The 14,869-nt window shown below is 62.9% G+C and carries 10 protein-coding genes; 8 read left to right on the top strand and 2 right to left on the bottom strand.

The window, feature by feature from the left end; translation table 11 throughout:
- Positions 1-63: 63 nt before the first annotated feature.
- A complete protein-coding gene (locus NYQ83_RS17420) occupies positions 64-4,191 on the bottom strand; it encodes a peptidoglycan-binding protein (RefSeq protein WP_261216133.1) in 4,128 nt (1,375 codons plus the stop codon).
- A 349-nt stretch (positions 4,192-4,540) separates the two neighbouring features.
- Here NYQ83_RS17420 and NYQ83_RS17415 point away from each other — a divergent pair, with 349 nt between their 5' ends.
- The 8 genes from NYQ83_RS17415 to NYQ83_RS17380 all read left to right on the top strand — a co-directional run bounded on the left by NYQ83_RS17415 (position 4,541) and on the right by NYQ83_RS17380 (position 13,713).
- On the top strand, positions 4,541-4,942 hold the full coding sequence (locus NYQ83_RS17415) for a MerR family transcriptional regulator (RefSeq protein WP_128292115.1): 402 nt from the start codon (positions 4,541-4,543) through the stop codon (positions 4,940-4,942).
- A gap of 139 nt (positions 4,943-5,081) precedes the next feature.
- Positions 5,082-6,890 (top strand): acyl-CoA dehydrogenase C-terminal domain-containing protein, encoded by a 1,809-nt coding sequence (locus NYQ83_RS17410; protein WP_261216132.1) that lies wholly within the window; start codon positions 5,082-5,084, stop codon positions 6,888-6,890.
- A gap of 804 nt (positions 6,891-7,694) precedes the next feature.
- Positions 7,695-8,903 carry an acetyl-CoA C-acetyltransferase gene (locus tag NYQ83_RS17405; protein ID WP_261216130.1) on the top strand — a complete coding sequence of 403 codons (1,209 nt, stop codon included), beginning with the start codon at positions 7,695-7,697 and terminating at the stop codon, positions 8,901-8,903.
- A gap of 3 nt (positions 8,904-8,906) precedes the next feature.
- Complete coding sequence (locus tag NYQ83_RS17400; protein ID WP_261216129.1) at positions 8,907-9,374, top strand: cupin domain-containing protein; 468 nt, start codon at positions 8,907-8,909, stop codon at positions 9,372-9,374.
- A 19-nt stretch (positions 9,375-9,393) separates the two neighbouring features.
- The gene (locus NYQ83_RS17395) at positions 9,394-11,598 is read left to right on the top strand and encodes a 3-hydroxyacyl-CoA dehydrogenase NAD-binding domain-containing protein (RefSeq protein WP_261216127.1); all 2,205 of its coding nucleotides are present in this window, start codon (positions 9,394-9,396) and stop codon (positions 11,596-11,598) included.
- A gap of 97 nt (positions 11,599-11,695) precedes the next feature.
- Positions 11,696-12,166, top strand: a complete 471-nt coding sequence (locus NYQ83_RS17390) for a thioesterase family protein (RefSeq protein ID WP_261216125.1) — start codon at positions 11,696-11,698, stop codon at positions 12,164-12,166.
- 133 nt (positions 12,167-12,299) lie between these two features.
- Positions 12,300-12,962, top strand: coding sequence for a helix-turn-helix transcriptional regulator (locus NYQ83_RS17385; protein ID WP_261216124.1), 663 nt, complete (start codon positions 12,300-12,302; stop codon positions 12,960-12,962).
- Between the two features lie 16 nt (positions 12,963-12,978).
- Positions 12,979-13,713 carry a thermonuclease family protein gene (locus tag NYQ83_RS17380; RefSeq protein WP_261216123.1) on the top strand — a complete coding sequence of 245 codons (735 nt, stop codon included), beginning with the start codon at positions 12,979-12,981 and terminating at the stop codon, positions 13,711-13,713.
- A gap of 26 nt (positions 13,714-13,739) precedes the next feature.
- Here the strand turns inward: NYQ83_RS17380 and NYQ83_RS17375 are convergent, their stop codons facing one another.
- A complete protein-coding gene (locus tag NYQ83_RS17375; RefSeq protein WP_261216122.1) occupies positions 13,740-14,831 on the bottom strand; it encodes a 2'-deoxycytidine 5'-triphosphate deaminase in 1,092 nt (363 codons plus the stop codon).
- Positions 14,832-14,869 lie beyond the last annotated feature (38 nt).

Here is a 14,869-nt window from a genome sequence, read left to right as displayed (position 1 = left end):
AAATTCGCTCGGTCTAGGCCGATCTCTTCAACACCGCCGCTTCACGAAGCGCAAGACGGTGGTTCAGATATCTTTTTCATCAAGCGCCTTAATGACGCCGGTATCGATTTTGCCGGTCACGGAAAGGCCGTTATCCTTTTGGAACGACGCAATTGCCTGGCGCGTCTTCTTGCCGAAGATGCCGTCGGCCGGTCCCGGATCGTAGCCCTTTTGGGCGAGAAGACCCTGGGTGTGCTTCACGAGGTCGGGGCCGCTGAGGCTCACGCTCTCGCTGGCTTGTCCGCCCCATCCGCTTTCGGGTGCGAAGACCATGTTGGCCTGCGGGTCGATCGGCAGGGCCTTGAAAGTCTCGGCGGCCTTCTTCGCCTCCGGCAGGAGATCTTGCGGCAGTGCACTGGCGATTTCCTGCTGTCGCTTTTTCGCCTGCTGGTCGCCCGAGCGGGCTGCCACGGCAAACCATTTGTAGGCGGCCACAAGGTCCTGTTTGACGCCGAGGCCCCGCGCAAAAAGAACTGCGATATTGAACTGGCTGTCGCGCACACCCCGCTCGGCGGCGCGCTCGAAGAGATCGGCCGCTTTTTCCAGATCCGGCGCGCCGTCCGCCCCCTCGGCGTAAAGAACGGCGAGATTGTGCATGGCTTTCACATTGCCGGCATCGGCCGCCTTGCCATACCAGCCGAGTGCCTTGTCGATGTCCTTGGGAACACCCCGTCCCTTCTCGTAAATCGAGCCGAGCCGATATTGCGCCGGGGCCAGCCCACCGCGGGCGGCGCGCTCATACCAGGAGACCGCGGTCGCCTGATCGCTCGTCACGCCGCGGCCTTCGGCATAACGGACGGCGACTTCGAACTGGGCCTCCGTCACGCCGGTCTCTGCAGCGCGCCGTAGTTTTTCGGAGCCAATCGACGCCGGCAGAGAGCCTGACGGATGTGAGATGGCCGGCTCTTGTGCCGTCGGCGCAAGCGTCCTGATGGGCTGGGATGGCGGCGGAGTAATCGAGGCCGTCTGCGACAGGGCTCCATCGTCGGCGAAGATTTCGTTCTCGTCAGGCTCCGCCGGGGCGGAGGACGCAGCGGCTTCCGGCATCTGACCGAGCGCCGTCTCGTGTTCGGCCTCAGGCTTCGGCAAGCTGGCGCGTGCGGGCGGCGTCAGCTCCTGGGCACTCAAGCCCGGCAGCGCGGAGAGACGGGTCGAAAAGGCTGTCTCCCGGTCGGGCCGTGGAAGGGGCGCGGCATTGCCGGATTCCATCACCGCGCCGCCCGACGCGGGGCTCGGCTGGATGATCGAGCTGCCATCGCCCGGAGCTTCGGTCTCCTTCGGAGCGGGCGCCGGTGTCTCGACCGCCGGGCGCGAATTCGCGGTCCGGGCCTCCTCGCCTCGCACCTTGACGAATTGCACCGCCGCGAACGCGACGGCGAGCGCGACAGCACCCGCCACGAGAAGACGGCGCCGGGCCTTGAAGAAATCGAGGATCTGCGACCCGCCTCGTCCCTTGGCGCGGCCAGCATCGCTTTCGGCGGCGGCAGCTTCCGCAGCGGCGGCACGGGCGGCGCGACGCGCGGCGCTCAGGAAGTCGCTCGAGGAGGTCTCTCTGTTGCGGCTTTGAGCCCTGAAATCCTCGTAAGCCGCAGCCAGCGCCTGCTCTGAACCGCTCGTCTCAGACGGCGGGTTCTTACGGGCCGCTGAAATGTAATGGCTTGCCGAACTCGGCGCATCCGCGAGGTCGGAATGCAAGGGACCGCCGCCTGGCTCCAAGAGGGAGTCGAGCGACACCTCCTCTTCCTGGCGGGGCACGAAGGATTCCGCCCTGCCGCCTGTCGCCCGCTTCAGCAATTGCGTGGCGGAGAGACGGCTCAGGAGGCCCGGGGCGGTGCTTTCTTCCACCCGCTTTTCCGGCTCCGGCGCGGGAGGCCGCGGCGACCATTGCACGGGACCCGCGCGGCCCGCGGGACCAGGCTTCGGGCCAGACGGCGCGGTCGATGAGGGAGACTTCCCAGACGGCCTGTCGTCATCGCCGGAAGGGGTGGCGCGCGGTGCCGGCGTTCTCGAACCGCCATTGTCGTCGCCTGAGAACGGCAGGTCGCGCTCGAGGAAAGCCATACGCTTGACGACGGCTTCCAGCGTTTCGTGCACCGCGTCGAGCGAGCTTCGCGTGCGTTCCTCGCTCGCCTCGGCGACGGATTTCAGTTCGCCGAGATCATGCTGGAGCGCGCTGGCAAGACGCGCCAGCGCTTCCGACCCTTCGGCAGTATCGACGCCGGCCGCATGCCAGGTTTCCGCGTCGTGGTGCAGCTCCTGACGATCCAGGCGTTCGCGGATATCCGCGAGCGCGTCTTCAAGGCGCGTCAGCACCTTCGATTCCGCTGCGGGGCGATCGAGCATCGCTGAGATGCGGCCGATCTGGGCTTCCAGCTCGCGGTTGAAGCGCGCCGGCTCCTCGGGCAGCCGGTCGAGACGCTCTTTGATTTCGCGGATGGCCGGCTGCAGCACGCGAACGCCAGCATCGGCGGTCGGCGGGCTGTTGCGGATATCGGCCCTGAGCTCGGCGATTTCCGAGCGGAGATCGACGATATCGTTCAAAAGACTGCTGTCGCTATCCGGCAGCTTTTGATCAAGGCCTTGTATGCGGGCCTCGAGCGCCGCAAAGCGCTCACCGATCGGGGCGCTGGTAACGGCGTCTTCCATGCGGGCGACGAGACCGGAAAGCTGATCGACATCGACCCGCTCATCGGCGAAGCGCGCATCGATTTCCGACAGGCGATCAAGGACGGGCTTGAGCGAGAAGCGTTCTTCGCTCTCGGTCAGAAAACCCGAAATTTCAGCCGCAAGACGGTCGAGACGCTGGGTGATTTCCTCGATATCGGACGAGTCGACACTGCGTTCATCGAGGCTCGTAGCGATGCGGCTCAGCTTGTCGTCAAGCGCGGTCAGCATCGAACGTGTGTCGGGCACGGCCTGAATACGCGCGGAAAGTTCGGAGAGAGGCCCCTCTATCGCTCCGAGATCGGAGCGGCTCTCACTGAGACCTTCAACACGCTCAGCCAGACGGTCGAGCTGCGCAGCAAGATCGTCGATGGCGCCGATTCGGCTGTCGCGGATCTCATCCATCGCGGCTGCGAGCGTGTCGAGTCGGCTTTCGATACGGGCGAAACTCTCGTGTTCGTCACCGCGATCGTGAGGTTGAGACATCGCATCGATGCGGCCAGCGAGTTCGCCGAGCCGGGCTTCGATCGCATCAAAGGCTTTGCCCTGCGGAAGCGCGGCAAGACCGATGCGGATGGCGGCGATTTCCTCCGCAAGCCCCTGCGGCTGGGCGACCGAGGCGACGCTGCGATGCAGCGCCTGAAGGCGCAGATCGACATCGCCCATGCGCTCCTGCAACGAGGCGAGCGCGCCGCGCGAGGGACGCACCTCGTCTTCCAGCGCATGCTGGAGCTTCTCGATCTGGCGCAGAACCTCGGCGTTCTTATCGGCCTGGACCGGCTTCTTCTCGCGGTCATCGGCGGGTTCGGCGCGCGAAGTCTCTGCTGGTGCCTCGCTCTTCGGCCGACGATTGGCGAGATCGCGGGCGAAATCAGCAAGTCCGCCAGCGAATGCGCGGCGCGGTTCGGCGGGCTTCTCCACTGGCTTTTCTGAAGGCGTGGACTTGCGAGCCGATGGTGCCTGGATGCTCGGCTCGGCAGGTGTCGCCCGACGCTCCGGTGCAGGCGCCTCTTCGAAGGCGGCTTTGCGCTTGCCAGCAGCGTCGGCGGCGCCGCCCCGGGAGAGCTCCTCCAGGTGCCTTTCAAAAGCGTCGAGACGCTTCAAGAGGTCATCGGCGGCATCCGATGTCTTGTCTGAGGATGGCGGGGTCGTCGTTGACGGCTCGTCGAACGTGCCGGGAGCCGGAGGGGCGATAGGCGCACGCCGGCTACGGGCCTGCGAGGTGCGGTCGGCCTCGCCGCGCTCTGCCTCTTCTATGCGTTTGGCCAGAGCTTCGACGGCCGCCTGCAGGTGTTCGGTGCTGATGTCGCCCTCGCCGGCATCTCCGGCAAGGCGCTCAGCTTCCGAATCGGCGTAGGCCGGCTCGTGAATGATGCGGCCTTCCGCATCGAAGCGCGCATTCAACAGAGCCCGCAGATCGGTTCCCTCCTGACCCGGGGCGGGCGGCGGCGATCCTGCTCTGCCTCTCCATGATGTGCGGGCTTTCATTGCGTCTCCTCGGACCAGAAGAGAAAAACTCGACCGTTCGCACGCCGACAGGTCGAAGCACTCTGATGGTTGGAAAAAGGTTAACGGCGCTCATGGTAAACATGACGTTAACTCTGCCATGTTTTGGACGATTTCTCATGTTGAGCAGCCGGGAAAGCAGCCTGACAAGGAACCGGGGCGGCAGACGCCCCGTTCACGTTTCATCGAAGCCCGTAGGCTGGACCTATAGGCTCATGATTGACGTGCGCTATTGTTCGGTCGAGAGACTGCGACCTCAATCAAAGTGAACGTACTCACGCCCGACCGGCGGAAAGCTGGCGCTTACGGCGGGTGCAGAAAGTGGACGTGAATGACTTACAGCATCGGTGAATTGTCGCGCGAATTCGGCGTGACGCTTCGAACCCTACGATTTTACGAAGACAAGGGCCTTCTCAACCCGCGTCGCGAGGGATTGAACCGCATCTATTCCCGGCGCGACCGGGCACGGCTGAAGCTCGTCCTGATGGGCAAGAAGGTCGGCTTCTCGCTGGTGGAAATCAAAGAAATCCTCGATCTCTACGACCTGAAGGACGGCGAAGTTCTGCAGATGCAGGTGGCTCTCGACAAGTTCGAGGGACAGGTTGCCATCCTGAAGCGGCAGAAAGAAGAGATCGAGCACGCGATCGACGAATTGTCTCAAACGATGGATTCAGTACGCCAGATCCTGACGCAGAAGCAGGACGAGCAGAAGCAGGCCGGAGAGGCCGCGTAAGTCTTAGAAGACGTTGCGTCATGCAAAGAAACCCGCACATTTCCGCGGGGCCAGGGGTGTGTCGGCGCTTGTCACTGACGAATTCAGACGATAATGGAAGGTCGACCTAGCTGACGTTTACGTAAGGGTAAGCTCTCCTATGCCGACCTATTCCGCTCCTGTTCGCGATACGCTTTTCGTCCTCAATGACGTGCTTGGAATTGGCCGTCTTTCGAACCTTCCCGGATTCGCCGATGCCAGCGGTGAAGTCATGGAAGCGGTTCTGGAAGAGGGTGGCAAATTCTGTCGCGAAGTGCTCGCACCCCTCAATCAGGTGGGCGACCGCGAAGGCTGCACCCGTCACGACGACGGCCGCGTCACGACGCCTTCCGGCTTCAAGGATGCCTACCGCCTTTATGCCGATGGCGGCTGGGTGGGACTGGCGGCAGATCCCGATTATGGCGGCCAGGGCCTGCCTTTCGTCATCGCCACGGCCGTCGGGGAATTTCAGGCCTCGGCCAATATGGCGTGGTCGATGTATCCGGGCCTTGCCCAGGGCGCCATCGCCGCCCTTTCCGCGCATGGCAGCGACAGCCAGAAGAGCGAGTATCTGCCGCGTCTGATCGCTGGCGAATGGCTTGCCACGATGAACCTGACGGAGCCACATTGCGGCACCGATCTCGGCCTCATCCGCACCAAGGCCGTGCCGCAGGACGACGGCAGCTACCGCTTGAGCGGCCAGAAGATCTTCATCTCCGGCGGTGAGCATGATCTCACGCCCAACATCGTGCACCTCGTTCTGGCGCGCATCGAAGGTGCCCCCGCCGGCGTCAAAGGCCTCTCGCTCTTCCTGGTGCCGAAGCGCCTGCCGGATGCGGACGGCGCACCCGGCGAGGCGAACGGCGTCACCTGCGGTGCAATCGAAGAAAAGATGGGCATTCACGGCAATGCCACCTGCGTCATGAATTATGACGCGGCCAAGGGCTGGCTGGTCGGCGAAGCCCATAAGGGCCTCAAAGCGATGTTCACGATGATGAACGAGGCGCGGCTCGGCGTCGGCCTGCAGGGACTGGCGCAGTCGGAAATCGCCTATCAGAATGCCGTCACCTATGCGCGCGACCGGCGCCAAGGGCGCGCCCTGTCGAAGAAGAACGGAGCCGCCGGCGAGCCCGCGTCGGCCGCCGACCCGATCATCGTGCATCCTGACATCCGCCGGATCCTGATGTCGGTGCGCGCCTTCAACGAGGCGGCGCGCGCCCTCATGCTCGACACCTCGCTCAAGTCCGATATCGCCACCCGCAGTCCCGATCCCGCCGCCCGGCAGGCGGCGGAAGATTGGCTCGCGCTCGTCACGCCGGTCATCAAGGGCGTCTTTACCGATCGCGGCTTTGAAAACGCCGTCGCCGCGCAGCAGGTCTATGGCGGCCATGGCTATATCGCGGAATGGGGCATGGAGCAGTTCGTGCGCGATGCGCGCATCGCCATGATCTACGAAGGTGCCAACGGCATCCAGGCGCTCGATCTCGTCGGGCGCAAGCTGCCCGCCGACAATGGGCGCGCCATCACAGCATTCCTGACCGAGATTGCGACCTTCCTCGCCGAGAACGCGGAGGACGCCACTCTTGCACCGCTCGTCCCTGCCCTGAAGGAGGGGCTCGACCACCTGCAAAAGGCGACGATGTGGCTCGCCAAGAACGGCATGCAGGACCCGGACAATGCGGGCGCCGGCTCCACCGATTACATGCACCTCTTCGGTCTTGTCGCGCTCGGCTATATGTGGGCGAAAATGGCGCAAGCGGCCGGCAGAGCGCTCGCCGCAGGCGCGACGGAGGATCAGAGCTTCTACGAAAACAAGCTTCTCTTCGCCCGCTATTACATGGAACGGGCGATGCCGGAGACCGGAACACGCCTCAGACGGATCGCCACGGGCGCCGAGACGACGATGGCGCTGCCGGCTGAAGCTTTTTGAGCTTTGGAGGCAGGAACTATGCAGCACACGCCTCAAGCTCTTCCTGCCTATTTAGGGAAAAACATTGCCCTAGTCTCAAGCGCACTTATACTAATAGGGACATCATCTTCGGTAATATTTCTGTACGGATACCTTATTCCATTTGACGCCAACTTAATTTGGCTCATATCGCCGTCTGACATAGCAAAACTTTCCCTAGTTGGCATTTCAGGAGTCGCGTCTCTTGGTGTTTTTTTAATGCTATCTATGTACTTATTGCACGAATTACACTTTTCTCCGAATAGGAGAAAAAGATATATCATCATAAGCGCCCCCATTTTATCTATTATTGTCCTGTTTATTTATTTTTCCCCGAAAACTAATATAGAAATATTTCTTTACGTTTTCAGCTGCATTGTGATTATATTGTTATTTTTGTTTATTTTTTCTATACATAAAGTCATATCATCTATAGAAAATTTATTATCGTTACTCCCCTCTGGCGATAACCTCTCTACTTATAGATACGATTTTGCGTTTAACATCATTATGTCAATATTTGCGTATATCGTCACGCTGATGTCATCTGGAGTTTATTTTGGAGTCAATAAGATATATTTATCTGACCTATCTATAAACATTATGTCTGAGGGAGTTCAGTATAATAATTATGGAATAATACTATTCACCAGCGATAGAATAATTATTTACAACAACAAAAACATCGTCGCGCTTCCGTCAGAGAGGATTCAGGTCGTAACGACACCTGGACACCTGTTTGTAGAAAAGAATCGCGACGCACCACAATGAGAGGAAAGTTCTCGCATGTCTGAAGCTTATATCTTTGACCATGTGCGCACGCCGCGCGGCCGCGGCAAGAAGGACGGAGCGCTGCACACCGTGCCAACGGTGCGGCTTGCGGCAACCGCACTTGAGGCCGTGCGCGAGCGCAATGGCCTCGACACGAGCCTCGTCGACGATGTGATCCTCGGCTGCGTCGATCCGGTCGGCGAAGCGGGCGGCAATATCGGGCGCGCCGCGGTTTTCGCCGCCGATTACCACCAGTCGGTTCCCGGCATGCAGATCAATCGCTTCTGTGCGTCCGGTCTCGACGCGGTCAACATGGCGGCGGGCCAGGTCGTCACCGGTCACCATGATCTCGTTGTCGCCGGCGGCGTGGAATCGATGTCACGTGTCGGGCTCGGCGCCTCCGGCGGCGCCTGGGCCGTCGATCCGCAGGTCGCCGTGCCCGCCTATTTCATGCCGCAAGGCGTCTCTGCCGACCTCATCGCGACCAAATACGGCTTCACCCGCGACGATTGCGATGCCTATGCGGTGGAAAGCCAGAAGCGCGCCCATGCCGCCTGGGAAGAAGGCCGTTTCAAGCGCTCGATCGCACCGGTCAAAGACCCGACCGGCCTGCCGCTGCTCGAACGCGACGAGCATCCGAGGCCTGAAACGGATATGCAGTCTCTCGGCTCCCTCAAACCGTCCTTTGCGGGCGTCGGGGAGATGGGCGGCTTCGATGCCGTCGCCATCCAGGCCCATCCGGAGGTCGAAAAGCTCCGCCACGTGCACCACGCCGGCAATTCCTCCGGCATCGTCGATGGCGCGGCCGCCGTCCTCATCGGCAATGAACAGGGCGGCAAGGCCGCCGGTCTCAAGCCGCGCGCAAAAATTCGCGCCTTCGCCAATATCGGTTCAGAACCCGCTTTGATGCTGACCGGGCCGGTCGATGTGACCGAAAAGCTCCTGAAGCGCTCCGGCATGCAGTTTTCCGACATCGATCTCGTGGAGATCAACGAAGCCTTCGCCTCCGTCGTGCTGCGCTACATCCAGGCCTTCGATCTCGATCCGCAAACGGTCAACGTCAATGGCGGAGCGATCGCCATGGGCCACCCGCTCGGCGCGACGGGTGCGATGATCCTCGGGACGGTACTCGACGAATTGGAGCGGCGCGATCTCAACACCGCCCTCGTCACGCTTTGCATCGGAGCCGGCATGGGCACCGCGACGATCATCGAAAGGGTCTGAGCCATGCCGAAAATCGACATCGATCAGATCCCCGATGTCAATTCCACCGGCTATCCGGCACCCTACGACACGCTGGTGGCCGGCCGCTTCCGCAAGCGCCTCGGCAATGCCGGCGGTCTCGACCAATTCGGCGTCAATCTCTGCCGTCTTCAAGCCGGCGCCGCCTCGTCCCAGCGCCACTGGCACACGGGGGAAGACGAATTCGTCTTCATCATCGAGGGTGAAGTGGTGCTCGTCGAAGACGGCGGAGAGACGATCCTGAAGGCGGGAGACGCCGCCACTTTCAAGGCGGGTGTTGCGAACGGCCATCATCTCATCAACCGCAGCGACAGAGACGCGCTCTTGCTGGAAGTCGGAACACGCTCCGGGGCCGACATCGTGACCTATCCCGACATCGATTTGCACTCCGTCACCGGCGAAGGTGCGCCCGGCTACACGCATAAGGACGGCACGCCTTACGAGCGCGCCTGAGCCTGGGGAGAAACAAACAATGACCTACGAGAATTTCACCTGCGAAACGGGTGACGACGGGATCGCTCTCGTCACCTGGAACATGCCGAACCGTTCCATGAACGTCTTCACGGAGACGGTGATGGAGGAGCTCGCCGCAATCGTGGACTGGGCGGTGGCCGAAGACGCTGTGAAGGGCGTCGTCATCACCTCGGCGAAAAAGGATTTCACCGGCGGCGCCGATATCAACATGCTCTCCGACCTGCTCGGCACGTTCGAAGCCAAGAAGGCGGAGAACCCGCAGGCGGCGACGGCCGAGCTGCTTGAGCGCGCCTCGCGCATGTCTCGCCTCTATCGCCGGATCGAGACCTGCGGCAAGCCGTTCGTCGCAGCCATTGCCGGCACCTGCATGGGCGGGGGGACCGAGTTGATGCTCGCCTGCCATGGCCGCGTCGTTGCTGAAAACGCCAAGATCGGGCTGCCGGAAGTCAAGATCGGTATCTTTCCGGGCGCCGGCGGCACGCAGCGCGTGATGCGCATGGCAGATACCGTCGCGGGCCTGCAATTTCTTCTGCGCGGCAACACCCTCAAGGCCGAGGCCGCCAGATCGATGGGTCTCGTCGAAAAGGTTGCGCCTGAAAACGAGCTCGTCGAGGCCGCCAAGGCCATGCTGAGCGCGGGCGTGTCGCCTGTGAAACCTTGGGATCAGGAAGGTTACAAGCCGCGTGGCGCGACCGCCGTTTGGACGCCGGGCGGCTTCCAGTTCTGGCCTGCCGCAAACGGCCTCTACCGCAAAGAAACCCAGAACAATTACCCTGGCGCCCGGGCGATCATGCAGGCCGTCTTCGAGGGCGTGCAACTGCCGATGGACCTCGCGCTTCAGGTCGAGAGCCGCTACTTCGCGAAGACGCTGCAGACCAAGGAAGCGCAGGCGATGATGCGCTCGCTCTTCGTCTCGCTGCAGGCGCTCAACAAGGGGGCCCGCCGTCCGGCCGACGTGCCGGCAAGCGAGCTGAAGCGCGTCGGCGTTCTCGGCGCCGGCTTCATGGGGGCGGGCATCGCCTATGTCACGGCGCGCGCCGGCATGGGGGTCGTCCTCATCGATCGCGACCAGGAGACGGCGGAGAAGGGAAAGCTGCATTGCGCCGGCCTTCTCGAAAAGGAAGTGGCGCGCGGGCGCATGAGCGAAGAAGCCGCTGCTGGCATTCTTGACCGCATCGTCGCAACGCCCGATTACGCCGCGCTCGCCGATACCAATCTCGTCATCGAGGCCGTCTTCGAAGACCGCAAGGTCAAGGCCGAGGTGACGGAGAAGGTGAAGGCGCATCTGCCGGAAGGCGCTGTCTTCGCCTCCAACACCTCGACGCTGCCGATCACCTCGCTTGCCAGGAACTGGCGCTCGGAAGAGGAGTTCGTCGGCATCCACTTCTTCTCCCCCGTCGACAAGATGCAGCTCGTCGAGGTGATCCTCGGCGAGAAAACCGGCGACAAGGCGCTCGCCGTCGCCCTCGATTATGTGCGGGCGATCCGCAAGACGCCGATCGTGGTCAACGATTCGCGCGGCTTCTACGCCAATCGCTGCGTCACCGCCTATCTCCTCGAAGGCCATCTCATGCTTCTGGAAGGCGTGCCGCCGGCGATGGTGGAAAACGCCGGCAAGATGGCAGGCATGCCCGTCGGGCCGTTGTCACTCACCGACGAGGTCGGCGTCGATCTCGCCTGGAAGATCGTCAAGGCGACGGAGGCCGATCTCGGCGAAGGCGCCGTCTCGGCCGAGCAGAAGCGCCTCTTGTCGGAGATGGTGGAAAGCCGCGAACGCTTCGGCCGCAAGAACGGCAAGGGCTTCTATGATTACGCCGGCAAGGACAAGCACCTGTGGCCGGGGCTTTCCGAGATCGTGACACCGAAATCGGCGGACGGCTTCGATTTCGCGGAGTTGAAGGAACGCCTTCTCGTCACGCAGGCGCTCGAAGCGGCCCGTACCGTCGAAGAAGGCGTGATCGAGGATCCGCGCGAGGCCGATCTCGGCTCGATCCTCGGCTTCGGCTTTGCACCCTTCACCGGCGGAACGCTCTCTTATATCGACTTCATGGGTCTCAAGGAGTTCGTCGCGAAGGCGGAGAGGCTCGCCGAGAGATACGGGCCACGCTTCAAACCGAACGCGCTTTTGAAAGAGATGGCGGAGAAGGGCGAGACGTTTTACGGCCGCTTCGGCAGGACGGACGAGCGCGAAAGGGCGGCCTAGGGTCGATGTCTAGCTGATGTATGTTTGGGGTAGACTTCTGAAGTTGGGGCTTTCGGGAACGAAGGCCCCTCTTCCCGTTCCGTTCGGTGTCTCGGAATTGTCGTTTCTCACCTGGCCGTGGGATTGCGACACCAATCTCCATATCACCAACGGTCGCTATCTGATGCTGGCCGATATCGGCCGCTTCGATCTCTTCCGCCGCTTTGGCCTGTGGGACGAGGCGATGAAACGCGGCTGGGCGCCGATGCTCGGCGGCGTCAACATCGTCTTTCGGCGCGAAATCCGTATGTGGCAGCGCTTTCAGCTCACCTCGCGCATCGTCACCTGGGAGGGAACGAGCGTCGTCGGCGAGCACCGTTTCGTGCTCGGCGAAAAGGGTGAGGGGCGGGTTGCCGCCCAGGCACTGACCTGGGGCGGCATCTATGACCGCAAGGGCAAACGCTTCGTACCGCCGGAGGAAATGTTCCAAATCCTCGGGATTACGGCCGAGCCGCCGGAGCCCGACGAGAACGTCGCCGCCTTCCTGGCCGCGCAGCGCACCCTGCGAGAGCGTGTCAAGGCTGGGTGAAAACGCTTTGCCAGCCGGAAGAAAGCCCGAGACACAAGAAAAACCCTCGTGCCGGCCGCCGGCACAGTTGTGCTTCTGCCCGATTAAGGACTATATTCCTTAATCACGCGCAGGGCGGGAGCGCCCCACGATCATGGTCTGGACACACGCCACCGTTTGGGGCGCCATCGATGCGCTCGCCAGCCGCCACGGTCTCACTGTGTCTGGGCTGGCGCGCAAGGCCGGCCTCGACCCGACGGCCTTCAACCGTTCCAAGAGATGCAGTGCCGATGGGCGGCCTCGCTGGCCCTCGACAGAATCTATCGCCAAAATTCTGACGGCGACCGGAGCCTCGCTCGAGGAATTCGTCGGCCTCGTAGAGACGCGCACGCGCTATGGCGGCCGGGCCGCTGACGTACGCTTGCCGGCCCCGGCGCAGGTGCCGCTTCTCGGCCTTGCCCAGGCCGGTGCGGGAGGCTTCTTCGACGATGGTGGTTTTCCCGTCGGCCAGGGCTGGGACGAGATCGACCTGCCGGTGGCCGACAGCGAAGGCTCTTATGCGCTCGAGGTCAGCGGCGATTCCATGCTGCCGCTTTACCGCAACGGCGATGTCATCATCGTCTCCCCGACCTCGCAATTGCGGCCGGGGGACCGGGTCGTGGTGAAGACGACGGAGGGCGAGGTGATGGCCAAGACCCTGCAACGGCAGACGACGGACGCCGTCGAATTGCATTCGCTCAATCCGGAGCACCCCGACCGGGTGGTGCCGCTGACCGAGATCGAGTGGATCGCACGCATCATCTGGGCGAGCCAATAAAATTCGGCCGCCCCAGATGCGCGCCCTGACCCTCGTTAGCCTTCTTCTCGTCGTCGGGCTCGTTTTCGGGCTTTTTGCGCTTCCCTCGCCTGCCCCCGACGAGGGCACCGAGGGATCACCAGCCGCACCGCAAGCGGCACCGCCGCCGGCGCTCCCCCAAGAGGTCGAGCCCGCGACGCGCAATGTCACTCCGCGCGGCATGACACTTGGTCCCAAGGTGAGCGGGCCGCTTCTGCGCGTGGAGCCGCCGGAGCCTGTACGCACCCGCGAAGACGAGCCGGAGGAGCAGGGGGAGCAGAAGACCGCGCCGACGGAAAGAACCGAGCGTCTCTTCCGCCCCGTCGTTGCCGGCCTCGGCAAGATCGAAAGCGGCGAACACAGCGTCAGGCTCGCGGGGATCGAGCCGCTTGCGCCCGATGCGAGCTGCGGCGAGCCGGTCTGGCCGTGCGGCATGATGGGACGCTCGGCGCTGCGGCGCCTCATCCGGGCGCGCGCCATCGACTGCACGATCCCGGCTGGCGCGGAGACGCTGCCGGAGGCGACGTTATGCCGGCTCGGCGATATCGATCTCGGCGAATGGCTGGTGAGCCAAGGCTGGGCGAAGGCCACCGCGGCCCGCTATCAAGACGCGGAAAAGGCGGCGAAACGCGACAAGCGGGGCCAGTGGAGCACGCAAAGACCAGGCTTCACACCCGACGCGGAGAAGACTGCGCCATTCTCCTCCGACCTCCCCTCAAGCTCACCTCTTTGACCGGGCGTCGGCCCGACAGGCGCGCCTCAGACGCGAAAATGCTTGGAGAGCTTGAGTGCCTGGCCCTGGTAATTTGAACCGAGCCCAGCGCCATAAAGCGCCTTGGGCAGCGCCGCCATGCGCTCATAGACGAGACGACCAACCGTCTGCCCGTGTTCCAGGATGAACGGCACCTCCCGGCTCCTCACTTCCAGCACTGCCCGGCTGCCGCGGCCGCCCGCCGTATCGTCGCCGAAGCCCGGATCGAAAAAGCCCGCGTAATGCACACGGAATTCGCCGACGAGCGGATCGAAAGGCACCATCTCCGCCGCCGTCTCCGCGGGCACATGCACGGCTTCGCGCGAGGCAAGAATATAGAACTGATCGGGATCGAGGATCAGGCCCGCTTTGTCGCTCGGCCGCAAGGGCTCCCAGAAATCGGCAACCTCATAGGCGTCCGGACGGTCGACATCGATGACGCCGGTGTGTCGCTTGCCGCGATAGCCGATGAGGCCATCCTCGCCGCCGGCGAGATCGACGGAGAGAATGAGGCCTTCGAAAAAGCGCGGGTCGCTCGACACGAAGGACGTCGTCTGCAGCGTGCCAAGCTCTTCGTCAGAAAGGCGCGCATGGCCGCGGCGGAAGCGGATCTGTGCCAAACGCGAGCCGGTGCGGACGAGAACCGGGAAGGTGCGCGGCGAGATCTCCAGATAAAGCGGTCCGCGGTAGCCCGCCGGGATCTGGTCGAACGCGTCGCCATTGTCGGCGATCACCCGCGTGAAGACGTCGAGCCGGCCGGTCGAGCTTTTCGGATTGGCGCTTGCGGCGACCTCTTGCGGCAAGGCCAGGGATTCCAGCAGCGGCACGATATAGACGCAGCCGGTTTCAAGTACGGCGCCGCCGGTGATGTCGAAGGCGTGCAGCTTGAAGCGGTCGAGTTTTTTCTCCACCGCGCAATCGCGCCCGGGCAGGAAACTCGCGCGCACACGATAGGCCGTCTCGCCGAGGCGGAGATCAAGGCTCGCCGGCTGCACCTGTCGAGCATCGGGGGGCGTGGCGAGATCGATTTCGCCTGCCGCGATCATCGCTTCGATCGCGCTGTCGGGCAAAATGCCGTCGCTGTTTTCTTTTGCGTTCATGCCCCTCGGTTAGCCGAAGCCAAGGGCCACGCCAAGTC

It is taken from the genome of Afifella sp. JA880, from assembly GCF_025379905.1.
GTDB lineage: Bacteria > Pseudomonadota > Alphaproteobacteria > Rhizobiales > Afifellaceae > Afifella > Afifella aestuarii.
Note: the sequence above shows the minus strand (reverse complement) of the source record. Positions and strands in the feature narration are given on the sequence as shown.

Bases quoted from the DNA above. Each gene is read 5' to 3' on its own strand.
- NYQ83_RS17420 (WP_261216133.1), bottom strand. From the start codon at position 4,191: ATGAAAGCCCGCACATCATGGAGAGGCAGAGCAGGATCGCCGCCGCCC.
- NYQ83_RS17415 (WP_128292115.1), top strand. From the start codon at position 4,541: ATGACTTACAGCATCGGTGAATTGTCGCGCGAATTCGGCGTGACGCTT.
- NYQ83_RS17410 (WP_261216132.1), top strand. From the start codon at position 5,082: ATGCCGACCTATTCCGCTCCTGTTCGCGATACGCTTTTCGTCCTCAAT.
- NYQ83_RS17405 (WP_261216130.1), top strand. From the start codon at position 7,695: ATGTCTGAAGCTTATATCTTTGACCATGTGCGCACGCCGCGCGGCCGC.
- NYQ83_RS17400 (WP_261216129.1), top strand. From the start codon at position 8,907: ATGCCGAAAATCGACATCGATCAGATCCCCGATGTCAATTCCACCGGC.
- NYQ83_RS17395 (WP_261216127.1), top strand. From the start codon at position 9,394: ATGACCTACGAGAATTTCACCTGCGAAACGGGTGACGACGGGATCGCT.
- NYQ83_RS17385 (WP_261216124.1), top strand. From the start codon at position 12,300: ATGGTCTGGACACACGCCACCGTTTGGGGCGCCATCGATGCGCTCGCC.
- NYQ83_RS17380 (WP_261216123.1), top strand. From the start codon at position 12,979: ATGCGCGCCCTGACCCTCGTTAGCCTTCTTCTCGTCGTCGGGCTCGTT.
- NYQ83_RS17375 (WP_261216122.1), bottom strand. From the start codon at position 14,831: ATGAACGCAAAAGAAAACAGCGACGGCATTTTGCCCGACAGCGCGATC.